Here is a 24,353-nt window from a genome sequence, read left to right on the forward strand (position 1 = left end):
TACACCATTTCCATAAATTTTATTGTTATATTTGGAAGTTTTATTTTTCCAACGAACTCCGGCTTTCAAGAAAAACACCCTAAAACAGCGATAAGAAAGACCAATCAAAGCAGTAAACGTTGCATACTAAGCGACCCTGAGCCTGTCACAGGTTTGTCATTAGTCTACTATATAAGGAATAATTATGTATTTTGTACTTTCCCCTGCGAAATCTTTGAACGAGAGCGATGCTATACCCCTCAATCTTGACAATTATTATAGCCAACCAGTGTTTGTTGACGAATCAGCACAACTCATAAAGGGACTTAAAAACAAAGACCCAATGGATTTACAGGAGCTAATGAACATTTCATCCGAGCTTGCTACTTTGAATGCCGTTCGTAATCATGCTTGGCAACTGCCCTTTACCACTGATAACGCCAAACCAGCCAGCTATTTGTTCGATGGTGATGTTTATACTGGACTTGATAGTTATGCCATGGATAAACAAACAATACTATATTTAAATGAACATTTGGGAATATTATCAGGCTTATATGGTTTACTTAAGCCATTAGATTTAATGCAGCCTTATCGGTTAGAGATGGGCACTAAACTTAAGAACGAGCGCGGTGAGAATTTGTACGAGTTTTGGGGTGAGCAGATTACCGATCTGCTCAATCAGCGGATTAAAGATACCCAGTCAGACGGTGAATTGCCGGTATTAGTCAACCTAGCCTCGAATGAATACTTTAAAGCCGTCAAGAAAAAAGCACTGCAAGCGGAAATAATTACCCCACGCTTTGAAGATCAAAAAAACGGCCAATATAAAGTCATTAGCTTTTATGCCAAAAAAGCGCGAGGGCTGATGGTGAAGTATGCCGCTGATAATAAACTTACCCACGCAGAACAGCTAAAGGACTTTAACCTAGCGGGATATTATTATTGTGCAGAAGCGTCGGATGGTAATACTTGGACTTTTAGACGTAATGAGAATGACCAGTAGTAAAGTCAACAAACTTATTAAATTGGTAATAAAAAACCCCGATAAGTTTAACTTATCGGGGTTTTTATCTAACTGGGTTTAACAAGCGTTTTATGGTTTGACTAGAGCAGTACGATTAAGCAACCGAGTTAAAATGTACCTAGCGTACATCGAACAGGGTTAACAAGGTCGTACAGATTTAGTCGAGGCAAAAATTACATCATGCCGCCCATACCACCCATACCGCCGCCGCCGCCCATACTAGCCATACCATCATCGCTTTCTGGTAGGTCAGTAATCATAGCTTCAGTAGTCAGCATCAAACCAGCAATAGACGCCGCATTTTCTAGTGCTGAGCGTGCCACTTTTGCTGGGTCAAGAATACCCATTTCAAGCATATCGCCATATTGGCCAGTAGCTGCGTTATAACCGTAGTTACCAGTGCCATTTTTCACTTCGTTGACCACAACTGAGGCTTCTTCACCTGAGTTAGTCACGATTTGACGTAATGGTGATTCCATAGCGCGACGTAGGATATTAATACCGGCGTCTTGGTCGTCATTATCGCCTTTAAGCTCAGACATAGCGTTCATGGCACGAACTAATGCAACACCGCCGCCAGGAACAACGCCTTCTTCAACCGCAGCACGAGTCGCATGCAAGGCATCATCAACGCGATCTTTCTTCTCTTTCATTTCGGTTTCAGTCGCTGCGCCAACTTTGATAACGGCAACGCCGCCAGCTAGTTTGGCCATACGCTCTTGAAGCTTTTCTTTGTCGTAGTCAGAAGTTGATTCTTCAGATTGACGAAGGATAGATTCGACGCGTGCATCGATGTCAGCTTTGTTACCAGCGCCATCAACGATAACGGTGTTTTCTTTTCCGACCGTGACTTTTTTCGCGGTACCAAGCTGCTCAAGAGTAGCCGTTTCTAAACTCAGACCAATTTCTTCTGAGATAACTGTACCGCCAGTTAGGGTAGCGATATCTTGTAGCATTGCTTTACGACGATCGCCAAAACCGGGTGCTTTTACCGCACAAGTTTTTAAGCCGCCACGCATGTTGTTCACAACCAACGTTGCCAATGCTTCATTTTCAACGTCTTCAGCGATGATTAGCAATGGTTTGCTTTGCTGCATTACTTGCTCAAGTAATGGCACGATTTCACGAATATTGCTGATTTTTTTGTCAACGAGCAAGATATAAGGGTTTTCAAATTCAGCGGTTAAGCTGTCTTGCTTATTAGCAAAATATGGGCTGATATAACCACGGTCAAACTGCATACCTTCAACCACTTCTAAGGTATCTTCAAAGCTTGAACCTTCTTCAACGGTGATAACGCCTTGCTTGCCGACTTTTTGCATTGCTTGCGAAATCAATTCACCAATTTTGGTGTCTGAGTTAGCAGAGATAGAACCCACTTGAGCAATGGCTTTTTCGTCGTCAGCGGGAGTAGCTAGCAAATGAATTTGCTTAACCGCTTCACGTACCGCTTTATCGATACCGCGTTTAAGATCCATTGGGTTCATGCCAGCGGCTACTGATTTCATGCCTTCTTGTAAAATTGATTGGGCAAGTACAGTCGCAGTCGTTGTACCATCACCAGCCACGTCATTAGTACGGCTAGCAACTTCACGGACCAATTGAGCGCCCATGTTTTCAAATTTGTTTTCAAGTTCGATTTCTTTCGCTACTGACACACCATCTTTAGTGATGGTCGGCGCGCCGAATGACTTATCGATAACCACGTTACGACCTTTAGGGCCTAAAGTAACTTTTACCGCGTTTGCTAGGATGTTTACGCCATCCATCATTTGTTTACGGGCATCACTGCCAAATTTTACGTCTTTTGCCATGATAAACTGCTCCAATAATTTGGTTAAATAATCTGATGAGATTATTAAAAATACTCTTATATTATTAAGAGTGCTCTTGAATAGGTTACTTGTTGTTATAAGGGCACAGCTTTAATTTTAAACCCTTACTATTTTTCTATTAACCTTCTAGCACACCCAATACATCAGACTCTTTCATAATGAGTAGTTCTTCGCCGTCAACTTTGACAGTTTGACCCGCATATTGACCAAATAGTACTTTGTCGCCAGTTTTTACATCTAGCGCACGAGTATCACCATTGTCACGAATCTGACCATTACCAGTGGCTAATACTTCGCCTTGTGACGGCTTTTCTTGTGCAGAACCCGGTAATAAGATACCACCAGCAGTTTTTGTTTCTTCTTCTATGCGGCGGACGACAATACGGTCATGTAAAGGACGGATATTCATCGATATGACTCCAAAATGTAGGTTATTTGAATTAATAAATTATTTAGTTTAAGAGACCCAAGCGCTAATCGCAAAACAATCTTTAAGATAAGCCTTGAGCTTGTCCCCAAAAGTGGGGGCAATATCAAATATCTTCAAGTGTAAAGCTAATAAATTTTACAAGAATGCTGCATGATTGGTAGAGATAAAGCGGTATTACTGCCTAAAGACTTTAAAAACCTGATATAAGACTCTGGCGGCTCACATGAAAGCTAAATTTTTTCTAAAACTAGCCCAGTCATTGCTCTAGTAATAGTCATAAACATCCGCAGTCAGTAACGTTACTAACAGCGCGTTACTTCTAGTAATAGCCAAGTCATTTGCGTAACACTAACAACAAAACCCAAACGCCAATAGCAACGCCTGCCCTTGAAAATGTAACAAGATATACTCATTATGATGGCTAGAGTTATAGCACCTACAGAAAAATCCTAGAGACAAGACGGTGCCTAGAGACCAATAATAGCGATAAAAGTCGTATGTTAAAGAAAAGTCCTGTATTAAAGGATGTACACTAATTGAGGAATATCCATGAGCGCTTCATTAATAAATAAGCCATCTACAGAAAACCATTCTACTCACACAAAGCGCAGTAAACACAAACTGCTGTCAGCATTGACCATGGGTGCGAGCATTGCTGCTGTTGGAGCACTTAGTATGACCACCCCCACCCTTGCTAACGCGAAGACCATTCAGGCCTCCAGTGCCGATTATAACTTTACAATAGAAGATAAGTATAAAGGCAGCGCCACTCGCAACTTAAGCAAATCAGGCAATCTCTGGAAATATGAGGTTAATGCACGCGTTGCGGGTATTGCGACCGCCTCGCAAAACAGTGCTTTTACCATTGTTGGCAATAATGTTAACCCTACCCAAGCCAGTACCACTTATAAACTCTTTGGCTTTGGTCGCACTCATAATCTCAATTTTAATGCTGGCAAAAAACAGGTGGCCAGTACCTATAAAGGTAAAACGGTTAACCTTAAAATGGCCCAACAAGCTTTTGATGACTTGAGCCTTGAAGTACAAATTCGCCAAGATTTACTGAATGGTAAATTTTCAGGCAATTACTATATGGCCAAAAAAAACGAGATTGAAAAAACGCCATTCAAAAAGTCCGGCAATACTAAAATCACAGTCCCTGCTGGTACTTTTGATACCGTCCGCGTTGATCGCATTCATGAGGATAACAGTCGCTCTACCAGCTTTTGGTTGGCGCCAAGTTTAGATTATCTACCCGTTAAAGTAAGCCAAGTGAACGATGGTAAAAAAATGGACTTAGAGTTAACTAAAGTAAATTAACAAGTACTTTAGCTTTGGGTACTTTAGCTTTGGGCACTTTAGCTTAACGTCCAGCTAGTTGTTATAAAAAAGTCTTATCATAAAAAAGCGGCGCTCTAACTATTAGAGCGCCGCTTTTTTATGACTTTATTGTGTACCCTTAAACCCATAACCGTTGATAAACTTAGTGTTGTCTGGGTTTTTTTTCTACATTATTCATTGAGGGTAGACGTTTTAATAGCAAGAACAACCAGGTATTAATCAAAAGTATTAATACAAAATCAAGTAAATAGACTGCCAACTCTGCCCAACTACTGCCATAAATGCGAGTGAACAGCACAACCCCACTGGCCCCTAGATAAACCAAGGTCACCATGCTGTCTATCAATAGCGCATAAGGCGAGCGTCCGCGTAATATCGACGGCGTTAAAACCAGGGCTGGCACCAGCCACAATGCTTGCCAAGCAATACCACCAATGATATCAGGATTCATTGGGTTAAAAATACTGATTAAAATAGGCAGTCCTAGCAAGCGATAGACTAGCCAAGCTAACCAGGTCAATACTAAGCGCTGACGCATTGGGGCAATAGGCTTGTTGGCTTTAGCGGACTGTTTAGTCGGCGTTGGACGTTTAGCAGGGTTGGAATGATTCGGCATTAGATATATGTGCTTCCTAATTGATGACATCATTCATTCTTACACAGAACAATGTTACTTAGAGTGTTACTTAGAGTGTTACTTAGAGTGTTACTTAAAATGCTGGAAGTGTTTCTGAGAATGCTGGTGTATTCATTTGCGACCACTAATGATTACAGCTATTACATAAATAGTGGCTAACTCATTAAACCATTGTTACCCTTTTAAAACCAGCCGATTGGTCAACACTAACAGACTGGCCCGTCAAACTAAATTAGTTTAACGTTTCCAATTCGCTTGCGCTAAAGCGGTCGCGCTAATAGCTAGGCGGCGACCTTGGGCTATCGCTAATTCAAGCTCGTCTGCTGTTACTGGTTGGTCGTGGGCAGCACCACTAACATGACTCACCCCATAAGGCGTGCCACCACGACTGGTACGATTTAGCGCCGGCTCAGCATATGGAATACCAATAATCATCATGCCATGATGGATCAGTGGCAACATCATAGTTAGCAAGGTCGTTTCCTGTCCACCATGCATCGAGCCTGTGGCAGTAAATACTGAAGCGGGCTTATTTTGTAAATCACCTGCCAGCCAAACGGTAACCGTAGTGTCCCAAAAATATTTCAGGGGTGCGGCCATATTACCAAAATGGGTCGGACTACCCATGGCTAGACCTATACAGTCTTTTAGATCATCCATCGTACAGTAGAGATCACCCTCGTCAGGAATCGCAGGCTTACTTGACGTGGTTTCAGGCGCGACCGTTGGTACAGTACGAATACGCGCCGTCATGCCAGCATCTTCAATACCTTGAGCAATCGAATAAGCCAAAGTCTTAGTAGTCCCATAATTAGAGTAATAGAGTACCAAAACATAAGGGGTGGTCTGACTCATTAGCAAAGCTTCCTTTTAAAATGATGAGTGACTCTTTTAAAGTCATTACTATTATAAGCGCATAAGTATAAGCGTATATGTATATTATGCCCGACTCATAAGCCCAGATGCAAACGTATCGTTCAGTGCTATTTTTAGCAGATTTATTATTGGTAGCACTGTTATTAGTACTGTTACGACCTTGAGCATTTTGACACAAATAAGTGGCAGATTCTGGTAGCATATTTTTGTTACACTATTCTTACTTTTAACCGCTCTAAATGGTCGACATGGAAAACTTACTAAAAAAAATCCCATTTTTACAGCAACCCTGGTTTCAGTTTTTGCGATTTTTAACGCGGCACTTCTTCGAAGACAATTGCCAACAAAAAGCCGCCTCTCTTACTTATACCACTATGCTGTCCATTGTTCCTATGTTGACTGTATTGCTGATGATTTTATCTTCTGTACCAGCACTCGCTTCAGTCAGAGCACAAATTTATGAAGTCATCTATAGTAACTTGCTGCCACAATCAGGATTGCAAGTTAGTAAATACATTAATAGTTTCGCTGAAAAGTCCTCTAATTTAACCGCTATCGGGGCGATGGTATTATTTGTGACGACTATCTTAACCCTGACTACTATTGAGCGCGCCTTTAATCAGATTTGGCGCGTAGAAAATCGTTCCGGCGGCATGAAGAGCATGTTACGTTATTGGACCATTGTTACCCTGGGCCCACTGGTACTCGGCACTGCATTTATCGCCTCAAGTACGGTACAAAGTCTAGGCTTTTTGAATCGCCAAATTGCAGGTTATGGTATTGACTGGTCATTTTGGGTACAGGTCGTATCCATTGGAGTAACCATGGCAGGTTTCATTGCTATGTATTGGTTTATTCCAAAAGCACGCGTACCTGTGAAAAATGCGGCTATTGCTGGTGTCTTTGTAGCCATTGTATTTGAGCTACTTAAGTATGTCTTTGGTACGGTAATGACCAACTTTACCAGCTATGAAGCCATTTATGGCGCATTCGCTGCATTACCGATTTTTTTATTATGGATCTTTTTGTCATGGAATTTGATTCTGTTGGGCGTTGAAATTAGTTATACCTTGACAATTTTTGAGACCAAAGAAGTCTATCCGCGTCATCCACTGCTGAGCTTACTGGATATGCTTAATCTAGTTTATACTCATCATTTAACAGGTGATGCGGTAAGCGAACAAGAGCTGCGCAATGTGCTGGGTCGCAAAGAGCTGCCGAAATGGTATACCTATATCAACTACCTGCAAGACAGCAATTTAATTGCGATGACCGAAGACGATGATTATGTGCTCAAAAAAGACCTTAGTAATATGACACTGTGGGATTTTTATCGCACCTTGCCTTATCCGCTACCGATTAAAGATGAGCTTGATGAAATGAAACAAGATCAGCAAAAGCCATGGCTCAGCTTGTTGGTCAATCGTTTTGAAAATACTGAAGCCTGTGCTAAAGAGCAACTTAATTTACCCTTATCTGCTATTTTTGCCCACAGTCAGCCACGCCAGAAATCATCAACTGATAAAGAGACTGCACATAGCAGCGGTGATCATAAAACGGTTAGAAAGTCTGTCGATGAAAATTTTGGCAAGTCCTCTACTAAGGGCTCCGATAATAATGACACACCAAAATTTGAGCCAGCAGCTTATGATAAAGACAGCGAGGTAGAGTGCGATAACCATGATCGTGAAATTTTAATACCTGATAGCGATAGTGAAAAATGGCAATCTTCTACCAATGAGGCTAACGAGAGTAAGGGCCATATTATTACTGAAGATGATAATCCAGAAAGTCATCACTAAACGACCTTACTACTACGAAATATCGAGTAACCACTATAAAAAATTAAGAATATATAAATTCTGGAGATCGTGGGGGTGAATAATACTAAATATAAACTGCCTAATAACATTATTACTATCAGCTTACAGTGGGTGAGGAAATTTCTACATCTGTGGTCAATACAGACCTTAACTAACTTACCTGAGCGCTTGAGAAATCTATGGCAGCAGCTGCTTGGCTCCTACTGGTTTATCCCAACGGCTTGTGTGTTACTTGGCATAATTCTGGCACCCATCTTAGTCACTATTGATCAGCAGTTTGATCGTGAAACTGTCAAGGAAATTAGTTTTGCTTTTACTGGTGATGATCAAGCAGCGCGCGCTATCATGACAGCGATTGCAGGAGCAGTACTTGGGGTAGCAGGCACGACGTTCTCAATCACTATTGCTGTGCTATCGATGGCCTCTTCTCAATTTGGGCCACGATTATTACGTAATTTTTTGACTGATACCCCAAACCAGTTCGTACTTGGGGCATTTATCGGTACTTTTAGCTACAGCTTATTGGTCTTAAAATCTATTCATAAATACGATGTTGAATTTGGTGTGCCGCAGTTGGCTGTGACCTTTGCTATTATCATGGCTATTGTCTGCGCCTTATTGTTGGTCTATTTTGTGCAACACATGGTGCATGCTATTCAAGCCTCTCATGTCATTAAAGATGCCAGCGATGATGCCATTGAAAATATTAATTATTGGTACAGTGATAACTGTGAAATTCAGTACCAGCGCGATTTAACACATGAAGATGTGACACAGTTTTCTGACTGGCCAGCGACCGCCATTTATGCGCCAAGCTCAGGCTATCTCCAGCAAATTTATACTGAATCGCTGGTCACTTTGGCGCAAGATTATGGCGGCGTACTGCAGTTGCATACCAATCTAGGGCACTTTGTCACTGACAAAAATGTCATGGGATATTTTTATCAGCGTCCCACCGATCATGCCAGCAACCTACAAAAAACCCAAACTGCCAATCTTGCTATTATGCCGCGCACACCTGATGGCCTGTTTTGGCAACGTTTTGCGACAGGCATTCATCTTGAACGCCGACCGGTACACTCTAATGATATTGCTTACAGCTTGGGACAAATGACCGAAATTGCAGTACGGGCTCTATCTCCTGGTATTAACGACCCTAAAACCGCTGTTAATTGCGTACAGTCGTTGACTGCCTGTCTGAGTTTGATGATGCGTCGGCAACCGCCTAATTCCTATCATTTTTATACTCTTCCACATAATGAGGACTCGCCTGAAGTCATCGTCAACCAATCACGAGTAGCGATATTATCGGTCATTACTAAAACTCCTAGAATATCCGACTTTATTGATGTGTCTCTTGGAGAAATACGTCGCTATGCCACTGCTGACTTAATGGTTTTAAAAGCTTTGTGTCAGGCAATGACCGATCTTAACTATGCCCGTGTCAACAGCGCTCAACGACAAACGCTACTACACGAGCTGTCTCTAATTGAAAGAGCAGGAGAAGAAAATCTAAGTTATAACGAGTTGGTCGTTGATCTGAAGGCAATGTGCCATCAAGCACGACAGTTTATCCATAACGATGATGCCAACCACCAACACTTTGAATATGTCAGCGCGTTTTCAACTCATATTCATCAAGCGCTACAGACGCAGTCGAGCTAAGCTCTTATAAAAGATTGATTTTTGTGAACATCAGTAAAACCATAAGATTCACCCTGCACATAACCCTGACCACATTTGGGCTTAAAACAGGTTTTTATATTAATTTGAGACTCTCTTCATGGCATCTGCAACTGACCTAACCGTACTTGAAATCAGCGCCATTTTTTTATCGATTACTGCCTCACTGACCTATATAAATCACCGTTTTATCGGTCTACCAACGACCATCGGTGTCATGGTTATCTCTATCCTGTTATCTATTGTAGCCATATTTTTAGGATTTTTAGGCTTTGATCAGCTGATTGATTATGAGGTTAGCTTATTGGATCAACTTGATTTTACCGAGGTATTACTTGATGGCATGTTATCTATGCTGCTATTCGCAGGTGCATTACATGTCAATATTGGTGATTTAAGACGTTACAAACTGCCGATTGGTATTTTAGCCTGTATCGGTACGGTAGTATCGGCAGTGCTAATCGCTACTGCACTTTATTTTATGCTGCCACTGTTCGGCTTTGGGCTACCTTTTATTTGGTGTTTGTTATTTGGTGCTTTGATATCGCCTACTGACCCAATCGCTGTAATGGGTATTTTGGCTTCGGCAGGCGCACCTAAGAGCATCGAAACTGTCATTGCAGGCGAGTCGTTATTTAATGACGGCATCGGTGTCGTTATTTTCGTAATACTACTTGGGATATTATCTAGTGGTGATATTCCAACCGCCAATTATGTGGCGCACACGCTAGCAGTTGAGGCTGGCGGCGGTATCGTATTCGGTATTGTATTAGGGGCAATTCTATATTACCTCATCAAAAGTATCGACAGTTATCAAGAAGAGGTGCTATTAACACTGGCAGGCGTAATAGGCGGTTATGCGCTGGCCAGTCATTGGCATTTGTCAGGACCGTTAGCTATGGTAATGATGGGGCTAATGGTTGGTAATCGCGGGCGTGAGCTGGCGATGAGTGATAAGACCCGCCACTACATTGATCTATTCTGGGAATTGATTGATGAGATACTAAACGCGATCTTGTTTGTTTTGATTGGTCTTGAAGTAGTGATGATTGCCTACTCCGGTAACTTGTTTATTGCTGCTGGCTTAACTATTATTATCGCCCTACTGGCTCGCCTTATCGTAGTAGGTATGACTACCAAGACCTTTAGCCGTCAGCTCAATCTGCCGGACGGTGCGTGGAAAGTATTAACTTGGGGCGGACTGCGCGGCGGTATCTCAGTGGCGTTAGTATTACAGCTGCCAATAGGATCTGAGCGCGATATTTTATTAGCCCTGACTTATGCGGTGGTGGTGTTTTCTATCTTAGTGCAGGGTTTAAGTGTCGGTAAAGTGGCCAAAACTATTTGTCCTACTGAAGAGAAGTCAGTGGACAATGCTTCTTAACACCTTGCTGATTGAACATTTCTGCGGAAGTATCGTTAAGCTTCCAAAGCAATAAGCCCACCCAAGGAAATTTTCTTTTGCTGGGCTCAAGGTTTTGGTGCCATTCATATTCAATACTAATTATGTTTAGAGCCAGTCATATTCAATGCCAATCATAGCGTAGATAGTGAGACTCTATATCAGACCTTTGCGTTTCATATTGCGATAAACAATAATAACAATCACAATATTTAAGACTAAAATGCTTAGTTTAAACCAGTCAAAGGGGCTCGTGAGCAAATAATACAGCTCGATGGGAATAAATATGCCGTAACCCACCACTCCAAACCAATAGGCCCAAGTTCTATCTTGCCATAGTCCATAAGCCTCAATAAAGCGCAGGCTCGCATAAGAAAATATTAATAACAAGAATAACGTCCAGTTTTTGCCGGCCTGCTGCGCAATCTGTACCGCGCTCTCGACTTGCGGGGCAAGCAGGCGGCCAAAACTCTGTTGCCAAGAGTGTGTTGCTGTTGACAGCCAGCGCTCCATATCTTTATGCCACAGCCATAACGCAACGGCGCCTATCAGCGCGCCAATACCTTTTACCAGTTCATAAATTGCGACTGCTTTAATAGACTCGCTAGACTTACTTGCTTTGGGTCGCGGTCTCTTCCTAGGGTTGTTATTGTCTGTTGGCTTATGCTGTTGACCCATCGGGGGCAGCTGCTGACTGTCGTCCTGAGGGGGCAAGTTAGCCAAAGAAAGTCTCCACAACGCGCCCTTGTAACCGTTGAGTAAAGAAGGGGGTGTTTTTACCACTGGAATGCATCGTTTCTGCGGTCACCTGCCATTCGAGATTAGGATCAACCACTATGGCACCACCAATATCTTGATATTGTGTATCAATGCCCGCAATTTTTGCAGGATTCAGGCAGATTTTATCGACCAGTTGCTCTAAGGTGAGCACCTCATCACGTACCAATTGGCAGGCTAGCGCCATAAAAGTATCAAAGTTTGAAATGCCGGGCGTGCTCTCTTCAAACGGGGCTTTTTTTGCAGTGGCATTTAATGGCTCATGATGACTACAAATCGCGTCAATAGTGCCGTCTGTTAAACCACGACGTAGCGCCTTTTGATCGGTATTACTACGCAGTGGTGGTAATACATAGGCCATCGCATTAAACCCTTCTAAATTATCATCTGTTAGGTACAGCTGATGCATGGCCACATCACAAGTCACTGGCAATTTTTTACTTTTGGCCCAGCGCATCAGTTCTACCGAAGACTTGCAGGACAGCTGACTAAAGTGTGCCGCTATTCCGGTCTCTTCAACCATCAATAACTGGGTTGATAATGCCACAGTTTCAGCAATCCACGGAATACCTTGCAAACCATGGTATGAGGCAATATAGCCTTCATGCGCCACCCCATCATTAGACAAGCTAGGCTCATCAGGATAAAAGAATACTTTCATGGCAAAAGTTGCTGCGTATTCCAGGGTCCGCAGTAGTACTAAATCATTGCTAAAGGGCCGCCGAGCGTTAGAAACTGCAATACAGCCACCTTTTTTTAGGCCAGCGATATTAGAAGGGCGCTCGCCTTTAAGACCAGCGCTTAAGGCGCCCAGAATATGCAAATAAATACCACCATCTTCAAGTGCGCGCTCACGTAGACCTTTAAGTAACGAGCCATTTTCTAAAATAGGACTGGTATCAGGTGGAATAACCACATGCAAAAAACCATTAGCACGTGCAGCACGCCCTTCTGAAGCGAGGGTTCCGTGTTGCTGTTGTCCAGGCTCACGCAGGCGTGCGCATAGATCAACCAATGGCGGTAGCAGCCAAGTTTCACGCTCAGCTGTAAAGTTTGCCAGCTGATCTATAGCAGCGCTTGGTAGCGAGTTTCTAAAGGTTTTAGGCAGTAAGTCGAGCATCTGTACATGAGGGGTTATAACATTGGTCATAGAGGTTATTACCGTATTAATAAACATTAGATAAATAAGATAGCAAAGCAGGATAAACTAAAATCAATATAATTTTTTCGCCTCCAAGATAAACTGGCGAGTATAACCAGCATCTTCATCTTGGTAGAACTGGCTAGTATTTTCTAGCCGCTTGATGCGCACGTTGCCCTTCCATTGCCATTGCCAACACTGCCATACGAATAGCGACGCCGTTATTGACTTGCTTTAAGATCACTGACTGCGCACCATCAGCGACACTTGAGGCAATCTCTACCCCGCGATTCATCGGCCCTGGATGCATGATTAAGGCATCAGGTTTAGCCAATGCTACCCGCTCAGGAGTAATGCCATAATGCTTATAATACTCGCTAGATGAGGCCAGTAAAGGCGAGCCAATACGCTCATTTTGTATTCTCAGACCCATGATGACATCGCAATCGGTCACACAGCTGTTCATATCTTCGTATACTTGTACCCCAAAGCGCTCAATACCCTTAGGTAATAAAGTGCGTGGTGCAATAACCCGGATGTCTTTTACCCCCAGCGTTTGCAAAGCACTAATATCTGAACGCGCCACTCGTGAATGCTTGATATCACCAATGATAGCGACTGATAACGCCTCAAACGGACGCGGCGCTTCACGGTGAATGGTCAACATATCGAGCATTCCTTGGGTCGGATGCGCATGCCAGCCATCACCGCCATTAATAATAGCGATGTCTGGTGTCACCTCAGTAGCCATAAAATGAGCGGCGCCTGATGCAGAGTGCCGTACCACAAAGATATCAGCGGTCATCGCCTGCAAGTTCCAGAGCGTATCACGCAGACTCTCACCTTTTTTGGTGCTAGAGCGTTCGATATCAATGTTTAATACGTTAGCACCCAAACGCTTTTCTGCCACCTCAAAGGTGGTTCGAGTACGCGTTGATGGCTCAAAAAATAGATTCATCACGGTACAGCCTCTAAGCTCTGGGCTGTTTATAAGCTGGCCATTATCATCGAAAAACGTTTCCGCTTTAGCGATAATAGCTTGCAGTTGTGCTTTATTCAGGCCTTCTACGCCTAAGAAATGCCGAAGGCTACCATCGACGTTCAGCTGCGGGCGGCTTAACGATTTATTGAGCCTTTGATGAATGTTATCAGGATCGAACTTGGCATCATCAGACGGCGATACCATATTTATTGAACTGTTATTTATAAAATTTGACATAATGGCAAGTCTTTATTGTCGGTTTATATTGATTTGGCTTATATGGCTTCATTCATAACTTTCTATTCATTTATAGCGATGAGTACAGATACAAGGACATTTTGACGCTTATTTGCTACAATTTACCGCAGTGGTAGCTACTGGCACCAATAATCTCAATAACACTGCTAGCGATGCTGCAAATAGACGGCTGTTGACCGTCACAAACAATACTTTTGCTCAACTTATGAATAATAATGGATATAGTGTAGCTGATTTTGTGGTCAGGACAAAGATACGGTATCGGCTATTTAAATATTTGCCCACTTAACGGCCTATTTTGGCTTATTTTATATTTTTTATAAGTGTAGCCTCACCTAATAAATAACACCTCTAACACTCTGTACCCTTTAATCCCATTTATCAGGAAGCCTTATGACGACCCTAGCGCAATACCTAAACAACCATGCAGCCAATCCTGTGGTTAGCGATGTAATTATGACCATCACTGACGTTGGCAAAACTATTTCACAGTTACTTAGAAAAGGCGCATTAGCAGATATTTTAGGCGAAGTAGGCAATCAAAACATTCAAGGCGAAGAGCAAAAAAAGCTGGATGTACTGGCCAATGATTTACTCTTAAATGCTTTGGAGCAAAACACACATTGTGCTGGCGTGGCTTCAGAAGAGCTTGATAATGCCACTCCTGCCAATGCGGATGGTAGCTTGTTAGTGTTATTCGATCCACTGGATGGCTCTTCAAATATTGATATTAACATGGCAGTAGGGACAATTTTTTCTATTCTACCTTATCAACGCCAAGGTCACATCAGTGAAAATAGTGATTTTTTGCAGCCCGGCAATCAGCAGCTAGCAGCGGGTTATTTATTATACGGCACCTCTACTATGTTGGCACTGACTGTCGCCGATAATGTCGTTATGTTTAGTCTAGATCCAGATAGCGATGATTATGTGCTGATAGAAGATAATGTGCAAATCGCTGCTGACACTAGCGAATATGCTATCAATGGTTCAAACTATCGCTACTGGCGCGCACCCATGCAACAATATATCGATGAGCTCATTGCTGGCGAGACTGGAGTACGCGGTCGCGACTTTAATACTCGCTGGGTAGCAGCAATGGTCGGTGACGTGCATCGTATCTTATGTCGTGGTGGCTTATTCGCGTATCCTTTTGATACTAAGTATGCGCATAAAGCGGGCAAATTACGTTTAATGTATGAGGCCAATCCCATGAGCCTGTTGATTGAACGTGCTGGCGGCGCGGCAACTGACGCCGTCAATCGTATTCTTGATATAGATCCCACTGATATTCATCAGCGTGTCCCAGTGGTACTCGGCAGCAAAAACGAAGTTGATTATGTGAAAGAATTACATGTACAGCATAGCGAAAAATAAGACAGACTTGTTATAAGTCATTTTTAATTTAATGTTTACTTTTAAACGGTCTATTATGACATCGAATCTAAATGAGCCCACTATCTTAGTTACCTCAGATAAAAACCAGACGGTAAAACTGGCAGGCGCGCTTTTGTCACAGGCACGCCAGCGCAAAAAACAGGGGCAGACCATACTTGAAGGCGTACATCTAATCGATGCGGCGCTGCGTAGTGATTATCCATTTGTACAAATATTACTAGCAGAATCAGCACAGGCAGATATCGAGGTGCAGCAGATTTTGACCCGTTTGCCAACCTATACTGCTATTTTAACCGTGTCTGACCCCTTATATCAAAGCATTCGTAGCTTAGGTGTTGGCATTGATATCATGGCGATTATTGATATACCGACCCCAAACTTGCCAATGATTAATGATGACTGCCTGATTCTCAATGATGTACAGGACAGCGGTAATGTCGGTACCCTGCTGCGAACCGCAGCAGCAGTCGGTATCAACACTGTATTGTGCACCAGCGCGACTGCCCAAGCATGGTCACCCAAAACCTTGCGTGCCGGCATGGGCGCGCAGTTTGCATTAAATATTTATGAAGGACTGAGCAGCACAGAGATTCTAGATCATGTACAAGTCCCGCTATTGGCAACCAGCTCGCATACCGATACTTTAATTTACGAGCATGATCTCCAGGCGCCAATCGCTTGGATCATGGGCCATGAAGGTCAGGGTGTTTGTGCCGACTTAATGCAATGTGCTACCCCTATTGCATTGCCGCAACCTAATGGTCAAGAAAGTCTCAATGTCGCCATTGCAGGCGCACTTTGTTTGTATGAAACCTTACGTCAACGCCACTACTCCTAAATAGCCTCTCTTTTGAGTATAAAAAAATCCCGCCATCATTATGGCGGGATTTTTTTATGCTTGTCTGGTCGCTTACTATCAACACGTCAGGCGCAAATTAATAAGAGGAATACGAATAGCAATTGTATCTCTATCACATCGAGCATGTTTGACATCATAGTAAGTGAGTAATTTGTTGACTCTGGCTATTAAACCTTGCTAGTAAGCTCAGGTAACGCATCAAACAAATCAGCTTCTAAGAAATAATCAGCCACACTAGCGATTGGTGACTCTGGATCATTATTAATCGCCACGATGATTTTAGAATCTTTCATACCCGCTAAATGTTGGATAGCACCTGAAATACCGGCAGCAATGTACAAGTCTGGAGCTACGATTTTACCCGTTTGACCCACTTGCATATCGTTTGGAACATAACCTGCATCGACAGCCGCACGTGATGCGCCAACAGCAGCGCCCAATTTATCAGCCAATGGCTCAATGTATTTAGTGAAGTTCTCACCATTTGCTAACGCGCGACCACCAGAAACTACAATGCTGGCCGAAGTCAATTCAGGACGGTCGGAGGTGGCCATCTCTTCATTAACAAAACTTGATTTGTCAGACTGTTGCACATTATCGATAGTTTCAACAGTCGCTGAACCACCTTCAGCTGCAGCAGCGTCAAAACCAGTAGTACGTACCGTTAGGACGATTTTACTTTCTGTGGTTTTAACGGTTGCTGTCGCATTACCCGCGTAGATAGGACGCTCAAATGTCTGCGCATCAATGACAGCAGTCACGTCTGATAGCATACTCACATCAAGTAAAGCAGCAACACGTGGCATAAAGTTCTTGCCAGTTGTAGTTGCTGGAGCGATGATGTGGCTGTAATCGCCAGCAAGATCAACTACCAATAGCGCAATAGTTTCTGCCATTTGGTGCTCATAGGCAGCATTATCGACAAGAAGTACTTTGCTCACGCCTTCTGCTTTTGCAGCTTCGTCAGCTACCGCTTGATTACCACTACCTGCGACCAATACATGAATGTCATCGCCGATTTGCTTAGCAGCAGTGATAGTATTCAAGGTTGCCTTTTTTAGACTGGCATTGTCATGTTCTGCATATACCAAAATTGCCATTATTTTTGTCCCTTATTTATTCGTATCGTCGATTTGTACAGTCAGTTATACACATAGTTATTTATAGGCCTAGCTTTCAGAGTACGACGGCAAACATATAACTACTATGTAGATACCAAAGCAAAGATTAAATTACCTGTGCTTCATTGCGCAACTTATCGACCAACTCATCAACTGAACCCACCTTGATACCAGCTTTACGCTCAGCAGGTGGCATGACTTTAATAATTTCTTGCTTAGAAGCCATTTCTACACCAAAATCTGCCGGTGTTTTCTCATCAAGCGGTTTCTTTTTCGCTTTCATGATATTTGGTAACTTCGCGTAGCGTGGCTCATTTAAACGCAAATCAGTGGTAATGACTGCTGGTAGTGCAAGTTCAACAGTTTGTAAGCCACCATCAACTTCACGAGTGACATTTACCTTATCGCCTTCGACTTTAACTTCTGAGGCAAATGTACCCTGACCAGCACCCATTAGCGCAGCAAGCATCTGACCAGTTTGGTTGTTATCATCATCGATGGCCTGTTTACCCAATAAAATGATGTCGGTGCCTTCTTGCTCAGCAATGCTTTTCAAGATTTTAGCTACTTGTAGCGGATAAGGCTTGTCATCAGATACTACCAGTACACCGCGATCAGCACCCAGTGCTAAGGCAGCACGGATCTGTTCTTGTGATTCTTTTGGCCCAATTGAGGCCACAATGATTTCGTCGATCACACCCGCTTCTTTTAGGCGCACCGCTTCTTCAACCGCGATTTCATCAAAGGGGTTAATAGACATTTTGGTGTTGGATAGATCCACACCAGAGTTATCAGCTTTTACACGAACTTTGACGTTATAATCAATGACACGCTTGACCGCTACTAATGCTTTCATACGTTCCTCGTTTATTAATGTTATGAATTAAAAAATTATAAATTAAAAACCACTGGTTTATTGTCGTTCAAAATTTCAATCAGATATTATGACTTAGCCAGGGGTCACTAATCAATAAAACCCCTGCAAGGGAATACCGAAATAAAATGTACTTGCTTAGCAAGATTGTTGACAAGTGATACAAAACCTAAGTTCATCGTTATTTATTATACTCAACTATCTTGCGTGAGCATGCCGATAAGGTCAAGACAAGGGCGTGAATAATGCGTCATAAATTTGTCACCATTCTCTAGAAAATAGCCTTTAAATCTATAAAATCGTCCCTTTTTTTATTTAATAGTTTGGGTTTCTCTACCTTTATAGCATTACTCGCCCTCAACATGCTTGATATTTTGTTGTCATTTATAATACCAATTTATTTTCCGACGATTACTTAACCCGGCTTATTTACAGCTCACTATCACGAACGTCATTAAAAGCATTTTTATAACAAAAAAGAGCAACCTGATGAGAGGTTGCTCTTAATATACAATCTAAACAGTATTTTTGTCGTGTTAACGACATAGTAATCTATAAGTATCTATTAACTGGTGACTGTAGTAATGACTGATAAATCAACCGAAACTAGTCGTCAGTTAGATTAGATAGCTTCGATTTGCTCAGCTTGTGGGCCTTTTTTGCCATCACCTAAGATGAAAGACACTTTTTGTCCTTCGGCTAGGGTTTTGAAACCGCCACCTTGGATAGCGCTGTAGTGAGCGAATACGTCTTGTCCGCCATTGTCTTGAGCGATAAAACCAAAACCTTTAGCTTCATTAAACCACTTTACAGTGCCTTCAACTTTATCTGACATAAATTTTCCTAACTCTTTAACTGTTGGCGAGACGTGTGTCGTCACCGATTAATTGATATATACTCGTCTGATTTGTGAGCAGATGCTCGAAGTCGAAGGTGGTATATCTTTAAGATAGCTCACTTTCGTCTTAAATCCTATGAGTACAAATTTATTATAACAGCTTTTCTTAACGGTAGAAGTTTAAATTAGGTCTTTTTGTAAATGATCAACTAGCTATCTAACGAGACTTTTATGGCATTCTTATAGCCTATTCGCTTATATATTTCAGGTTTTTAGCTCGAGAGCATAATTGTCTAATAATTATTATTTATTGTCGCTTTGGACTTTATGACACATAATAAATCATTGATTACTCGCTAGTACCAGTCATAAGTCATAGGTCATAGGTCATAGGTCATACCCTAGGCTACTGGTTAGTTAGATAGCGGTAACCATGGAGAGGTCAATACCAATAAACAAAGGGCAAAGAATATCAACGAAAATGACTGGCTGTAGGCAATGTATTTAGGGGGTACGACTAAATCTTTGGGCGAGTCTGGAATACCTTTGCGTTTGATTAAGCGAGTGCCATAAACCCAGCCAAAGATAGTGTAAATCCCATAGGCAGCAGGAACAGCAGTAGCTAGAGGTGTTAAATCTATCACATATAGCATGACTACTGAGACAAAAAACCAGGCTGTATCTAATAGAGAGCTGATTTGAAATAATAATGATTTAGGCAGCTTGCCATCAGTGCGCTTGAGCATCTCCCCTTCTGTCCAAATGAGAACGGCAACTATGGCGCTGAGGACAATATATGCGAACTGCGGCGTCAGCCAGTCTGGAAAAGGTATTTGCACAACACACAACCTATAATCTGAGAATAAGGAAAAATAAATGCGGCGGTCGTTAACTGATTAACAACTATGCCGGACTCTTATATTAGGCAGCCAACATAGGTTTTCAAGCCGAATACTGGATATCCATCAAATTACCCCTCACAAACCAGTCCGAAGAAAACTCATAAAAAAACCCGTACAATCAACTTGATCGCACGGGTAATAACTGTTTTGGAGTGTATTGACTCCACAGCTGGTTAAAAGCTGTTAAGTAACCACTTAGTTTTTGTCTTTATCGATAATTTTGTTACTACCAATCCAAGGCATCATACCGCGCAATTTAGCACCAGTAAGTTCAATTTCATGCTCAGCATTGTTACGACGACGAGCGGTCATTGATGGGTAATTAGTCGCCCCTTCAGTGATGAACATTTTAGCGTATTCGCCAGACTGGATACGTTTTAGCGCGTTACGCATGGCTTCACGTGATTGCTCATTGATAACTTCAGGACCAGTCACATATTCGCCATATTCGGCATTGTTACTGATTGAGTAGTTCATATCAGCAATACCGCCTTCATACATCAAGTCAACAATCAGCTTTAACTCATGTAAGCACTCAAAGTAGGCCATTTCTGGTGCATAACCGGCTTCAGTTAGGGTTTCAAAGCCCATTTTGACCAGCTCAACGGCGCCGCCACACAGTACTGCTTGCTCACCAAAGAGATCAGTTTCAGTTTCATCTTTAAAGGTAGTTTCAATAATACCGGAACGACCGCCACCCACACCAGCAGCGTACGACAAGGCTAATTGCTTGGCTTGACCTGAGGCATCTTGATAGATGGCGATAAGATCAGGAATACCACGGCCTTTTTCGAACTCAGAGCGTACCGTATGACCTGGCGCTTTAGGGGCAACCATAATAACGTCAAGATCGCTACGTGGCTCAACTTGGTTATAATGAATGGCAAAACCATGAGCAAAGGCTAGAGTAGCACCTTGTTTAATATTAGGCTCAATCACGTCATTGTATAGCTGCTTTTGGAACTCATCAGGGGTCAAAATCATGACCACGTCAGCGCCTTTTACGGCATCTTGTGCTTCGGCGACTTTTAGGCCGGCATTTTCAGCTTTTTTCCATGAGCTTGAGTTAGCACGTAAGCCAACAGTCACATCTACGCCAGATTCTTGTAGGTTTAAGGCGTGGGCGTGACCTTGTGAACCGTAACCAATAATGGCAACTTTTTTGCCTTGGATAATAGATAGATCACAGTCTTTATCATAAAAAACGTTCATAAGTAGAGTCCTTTTCCTCAATCATGGATAGCCATGGATAGTAAACGCTTATATCGCCACCTTTAGCTTAAGATGGCTTAATATATAAGCATGATTTTAAATTTCGAATAAATAATTTTATCTAAGATAAGCTGCAACAGTCTAAATACTTTCAATTAGATAAAATGACAAGAATGATGTTATATACTCAGCGTTTTTTCACCACGGGCAATGCCAATCGTACCCGAGCGTACCACTTCTAAGATACGTTCGCGACCGATGACCTCAATAAAGCCATCAAGCTTGGCAGTATCACCAACGATTTGAATGGTATATAAATTGGCATTGACGTCAACAATCTGTGCTCGAAAGACATCAGCACTGCGCTTAATCTCTTCACGCACGTTACCAGTAGCGCGAACTTTAATCAGCATTAGTTCGCGCTCAACGTGTACAGTATCTGATAAGTTAAGCACCTTAACCACTTCAATCAGCTTATGCAATTGCTTGGTCACTTGCTCAATTTTTTCAGGGGAGGTGGTGGTGGTCAAGGTCAAGCGTGAGATCGTCGGATCGTCGGTCGGTGCGACGTTCAGAGTCTCAATGTTGTAACCGCGCTGAGAGAATAAGCCGACTAACCGCGACAACGACCCCGCTTCGTTTTCCATTAATACCGAAATCAGATGTTGTTGTTGCATTAAGTACGCTCCCCTTTTGATAACCACATGTCACGCATCGTTTGCCCAGCAACGTGCATCGGATACACATGCTCATTGCGATCAACATGAACATCAATAAATACTAGCTTGTCTGTCATGGCCATTGCTTCAGCAATTTGTGCTTCCATAGTCTCAGGGTCGGTAATTTTGATCCCGACGTGACCATAACTTTCGGCTAATTTTACAAAGTCTGGTAGCGAGTTCATATAAGACTGCGCGTGACGGCCTTCATACACCATGTCCTGCCACTGCTTTACCATACCTAGCTGCGCGTTGTTTATATTAAAGATTTTGACCGGTAGATTGTATTGTAAGCAGGTTGACAGCTCTTGAATATTCATCTGAATAGAGCCTTCACCGGTGACACAAACCACATCGCGATCAGGATAGGCAAGTTTGGCCGCCATAGCATACGGCAGGCCAACACCCATAGTACCAAGACCACCCGAGTTAAGCCATTGACCTGGCTCTTTATAGGTGTAATAAAGTGCGGCGAACATTTGGTGCTGACCAACGTCACTGGTGATAATGGCATTACCATTAGTCACTTTGCATAAGGTTTGTACGGCGCTTTGCGGCTTGATACCATTGTCTGTGCTAGTGTCATAACGCAAACCATGACGTTTACGCCATTCATTGATCTGTGACCACCAGTCTAGTAATGCATGCTGCTCTAATTCTTTATCTTCGCCAATGATTCCTAACATGTCCGTCAGTACCGATTTTACGTCACCAACAATAGGAATGTGGGCAAAGACAGTCTTTGAAATAGAAGTGGGGTCAATATCGATATGAATGATGGTCGCATTAGGACAGAATTTTTTGACATTGTTAGTCACACGATCATCAAAACGTGCGCCGACTGCCAAAATGACGTCCGCATGATGCATGCTCATATTGGCCTCATAGGTGCCATGCATACCAAGCATACCAAGAAACTGCGGATCAGAACCTGGGAATGTACCTAGCCCCATCAAGGTGTTGGTCACAGGTAAATTTAAGCGATGACCAAGCTCAGTCAACTCTTTATGAGCTTTACTCCAAATGACACCACCACCCGCATAAACGACCGGGCGTTTTGCAGCGAGTAAGGTCTCAACGGCTTTTTTTATTTGGCCGCTATGGCCTTTAATCGAAGGCTGATAAGAACGTACGAACACTTCTGCTGGGTATTCATAAGCATATTTTTCGCTAGGCGCAGTCATATCTTTAGGAACGTCAATGACCACGGGACCCGGACGACCAGCCTTGGCAATATGGAAGGCTTTTTTGACAATCATCGGAATTTCGCTGGCATGACGCACTTGAAAGCTGTGCTTGACGATAGGACGTGATACCCCAATCATATCGGTTTCTTGAAAAGCGTCTTCACCGATTAAGCTACTCGGTACCTGACCGGCAATCACTACCATCGGTACTGAATCCATAAAGGCAGTAGCAATAGCAGTAACTGTGTTAGTCGCACCCGGACCAGAAGTCGCTAGCACCACACCCGTATTACCGGTGACCCGTGAGTAGGCATCAGCCATATGGCCCGCTGCTTGCTCATGACGTACTAAAATATGCTCAATTTGTTCCTGCTGAAACAAGGCGTCATAAATATGCAGGACCGCACCGCCTGGATAGCCAAAAATATATTTGACACCCTCATCGGTCAACGCTTGCACCAACATTTCAGCACCTGATAGCATTACTGGTTGATCACTACCTTCAGCGAGTTTTCGTTGCTTTTCAGGGAAGTTTTTGGCGGCGTTAGCCGTTTGAGTGTGTCCGGTCATATTCGGACTTTGTGTAGTCTGTGTCACTGTCATCACCTTTATTTTGCGGCGCAAACTAGCAGTTTTTCACAGTAGTAAACAGCGACGCCAAAACGTGGTTGTCTTATACTTATGAGAACAGTCACTAGCCCTTGTCCATATCAAGAATGTGTGTCCATTATATCCAAGTACCACTGTGTTGTAAGACAGTATGCGACTCAAATACAGCACTTTATAGGGTCAGTTTTGTGACAAGAAATTATCGATGTACCGTGACAAGATGCGTGGGCATCTATAAAGGAAGTTTATTATTTGTTATCGATGCGAACTATGGTTCATTATATACCTTGATATATAACAATAGAGCATCTATCACATTTAATGCTAAATCGTATTGCGCACTTATCAAGAAGTTACCATAGCGTCAGCACGCTATATGATGCTTTCTATCAATGCCTACTTACCGCATAGATTGCATTTAACAGATTTAAAATAATAAGTTC

At 42.6% G+C, this 24,353-nt stretch carries 21 protein-coding genes; 7 read left to right on the forward strand and 14 right to left on the reverse strand.

Annotated elements, in window-relative coordinates; all coding sequences use genetic code 11:
• Nucleotides 1-184 precede the first annotated feature (184 nt).
• On the forward strand, nt 185-985 hold the full coding sequence (gene yaaA, locus RCH20_RS10245; protein WP_209958520.1) for a peroxide stress protein YaaA: 801 nt from the start codon (nt 185-187) through the stop codon (nt 983-985).
• Nucleotides 986-1,179: 194 nt separating this feature from the next.
• Here yaaA and groL read toward each other — a convergent pair whose 3' ends face one another.
• Complete coding sequence (gene groL, locus RCH20_RS10250) at nt 1,180-2,820, reverse strand: chaperonin GroEL (RefSeq protein WP_209958527.1); 1,641 nt, start codon at nt 2,818-2,820, stop codon at nt 1,180-1,182.
• Nucleotides 2,821-2,959: 139 nt separating this feature from the next.
• The gene (locus RCH20_RS10255; protein WP_021812726.1) at nt 2,960-3,250 is read right to left on the reverse strand and encodes a co-chaperone GroES; all 291 of its coding nucleotides are present in this window, start codon (nt 3,248-3,250) and stop codon (nt 2,960-2,962) included.
• A 570-nt stretch (nt 3,251-3,820) separates the two neighbouring features.
• On the opposite strand from RCH20_RS10255, the gene RCH20_RS10260 reads away from it, so the two are divergent.
• The gene (locus tag RCH20_RS10260; protein WP_442793132.1) at nt 3,821-4,591 is read left to right on the forward strand and encodes a DUF3108 domain-containing protein; all 771 of its coding nucleotides are present in this window, start codon (nt 3,821-3,823) and stop codon (nt 4,589-4,591) included.
• A 163-nt stretch (nt 4,592-4,754) separates the two neighbouring features.
• Here RCH20_RS10260 and RCH20_RS10265 read toward each other — a convergent pair whose 3' ends face one another.
• Both RCH20_RS10265 and wrbA read right to left on the reverse strand, forming a co-directional pair.
• On the reverse strand, nt 4,755-5,228 hold the full coding sequence (locus tag RCH20_RS10265) for a hypothetical protein (RefSeq protein WP_327193530.1): 474 nt from the start codon (nt 5,226-5,228) through the stop codon (nt 4,755-4,757).
• Nucleotides 5,229-5,486: 258 nt separating this feature from the next.
• Nucleotides 5,487-6,104 (reverse strand): NAD(P)H:quinone oxidoreductase, encoded by a 618-nt coding sequence (gene wrbA / locus RCH20_RS10270; RefSeq protein ID WP_209958535.1) that lies wholly within the window; start codon nt 6,102-6,104, stop codon nt 5,487-5,489.
• Between the two features lie 269 nt (nt 6,105-6,373).
• On the opposite strand from wrbA, the gene RCH20_RS10275 reads away from it, so the two are divergent.
• From RCH20_RS10275 to RCH20_RS10285, 3 genes are all read left to right on the forward strand, one after another.
• Nucleotides 6,374-7,927, forward strand: coding sequence for a YihY/virulence factor BrkB family protein (locus RCH20_RS10275; protein ID WP_327193531.1), 1,554 nt, complete (start codon nt 6,374-6,376; stop codon nt 7,925-7,927).
• A 75-nt stretch (nt 7,928-8,002) separates the two neighbouring features.
• Nucleotides 8,003-9,613, forward strand: a complete 1,611-nt coding sequence (locus RCH20_RS10280) for a DUF2254 domain-containing protein (RefSeq protein ID WP_327193532.1) — start codon at nt 8,003-8,005, stop codon at nt 9,611-9,613.
• Between the two features lie 118 nt (nt 9,614-9,731).
• Nucleotides 9,732-11,015, forward strand: coding sequence for a cation:proton antiporter (locus RCH20_RS10285; protein ID WP_327193533.1), 1,284 nt, complete (start codon nt 9,732-9,734; stop codon nt 11,013-11,015).
• Nucleotides 11,016-11,189: 174 nt separating this feature from the next.
• Here RCH20_RS10285 and RCH20_RS10290 read toward each other — a convergent pair whose 3' ends face one another.
• The 3 genes from RCH20_RS10290 to RCH20_RS10300 form a co-directional block, all read right to left on the reverse strand.
• Nucleotides 11,190-11,756: a DUF2127 domain-containing protein gene (locus RCH20_RS10290; protein ID WP_327193534.1), complete on the reverse strand. Its 567-nt coding sequence runs from the start codon at nt 11,754-11,756 to the stop codon at nt 11,190-11,192.
• Entirely contained in the window at nt 11,749-12,960 is a 1,212-nt protein-coding gene (locus RCH20_RS10295; RefSeq protein ID WP_327193535.1) for a dihydroorotase, read from the reverse strand. Before RCH20_RS10295 ends, RCH20_RS10290 begins: the two co-directional genes overlap by 8 nt.
• 133 nt (nt 12,961-13,093) lie before the next feature.
• Nucleotides 13,094-14,170 (reverse strand): aspartate carbamoyltransferase catalytic subunit, encoded by a 1,077-nt coding sequence (locus tag RCH20_RS10300; protein ID WP_327193536.1) that lies wholly within the window; start codon nt 14,168-14,170, stop codon nt 13,094-13,096.
• A 414-nt stretch (nt 14,171-14,584) separates the two neighbouring features.
• Between RCH20_RS10300 and RCH20_RS10305 the strand changes: the two genes are divergently transcribed.
• Complete coding sequence (locus RCH20_RS10305) at nt 14,585-15,568, forward strand: class 1 fructose-bisphosphatase (RefSeq protein ID WP_327193537.1); 984 nt, start codon at nt 14,585-14,587, stop codon at nt 15,566-15,568.
• A gap of 55 nt (nt 15,569-15,623) precedes the next feature.
• Nucleotides 15,624-16,427, forward strand: a complete 804-nt coding sequence (locus tag RCH20_RS10310; RefSeq protein ID WP_327193538.1) for a TrmH family RNA methyltransferase — start codon at nt 15,624-15,626, stop codon at nt 16,425-16,427.
• A gap of 188 nt (nt 16,428-16,615) precedes the next feature.
• Here RCH20_RS10310 and RCH20_RS10315 read toward each other — a convergent pair whose 3' ends face one another.
• The 7 genes from RCH20_RS10315 to RCH20_RS10345 all read right to left on the reverse strand — a co-directional run bounded on the left by RCH20_RS10315 (nt 16,616) and on the right by RCH20_RS10345 (nt 23,784).
• Nucleotides 16,616-17,548, reverse strand: coding sequence for an electron transfer flavoprotein subunit alpha/FixB family protein (locus RCH20_RS10315; RefSeq protein WP_327193539.1), 933 nt, complete (start codon nt 17,546-17,548; stop codon nt 16,616-16,618).
• Between the two features lie 127 nt (nt 17,549-17,675).
• On the reverse strand, nt 17,676-18,425 hold the full coding sequence (locus RCH20_RS10320; RefSeq protein ID WP_327193540.1) for an electron transfer flavoprotein subunit beta/FixA family protein: 750 nt from the start codon (nt 18,423-18,425) through the stop codon (nt 17,676-17,678).
• Between the two features lie 640 nt (nt 18,426-19,065).
• Nucleotides 19,066-19,278 carry a cold-shock protein gene (locus RCH20_RS10325; protein ID WP_010196799.1) on the reverse strand — a complete coding sequence of 71 codons (213 nt, stop codon included), beginning with the start codon at nt 19,276-19,278 and terminating at the stop codon, nt 19,066-19,068.
• Nucleotides 19,279-19,694: 416 nt separating this feature from the next.
• On the reverse strand, nt 19,695-20,120 hold the full coding sequence (locus RCH20_RS10330) for a hypothetical protein (RefSeq protein WP_209958556.1): 426 nt from the start codon (nt 20,118-20,120) through the stop codon (nt 19,695-19,697).
• A 258-nt stretch (nt 20,121-20,378) separates the two neighbouring features.
• Nucleotides 20,379-21,395 (reverse strand): ketol-acid reductoisomerase, encoded by a 1,017-nt coding sequence (gene ilvC, locus RCH20_RS10335; RefSeq protein WP_327193541.1) that lies wholly within the window; start codon nt 21,393-21,395, stop codon nt 20,379-20,381.
• A 179-nt stretch (nt 21,396-21,574) separates the two neighbouring features.
• Nucleotides 21,575-22,072: an acetolactate synthase small subunit gene (ilvN, locus tag RCH20_RS10340; RefSeq protein WP_209958560.1), complete on the reverse strand. Its 498-nt coding sequence runs from the start codon at nt 22,070-22,072 to the stop codon at nt 21,575-21,577.
• Nucleotides 22,072-23,784: an acetolactate synthase 3 large subunit gene (locus tag RCH20_RS10345; RefSeq protein ID WP_209959232.1), complete on the reverse strand. Its 1,713-nt coding sequence runs from the start codon at nt 23,782-23,784 to the stop codon at nt 22,072-22,074. Before RCH20_RS10345 ends, ilvN begins: the two co-directional genes overlap by 1 nt.
• Nucleotides 23,785-24,353 lie beyond the last annotated feature (569 nt).

This window comes from Psychrobacter sp. PL15 (genome assembly GCF_035984995.1).
In the GTDB taxonomy this organism is placed as follows: Bacteria; Pseudomonadota; Gammaproteobacteria; order Pseudomonadales; family Moraxellaceae; genus Psychrobacter.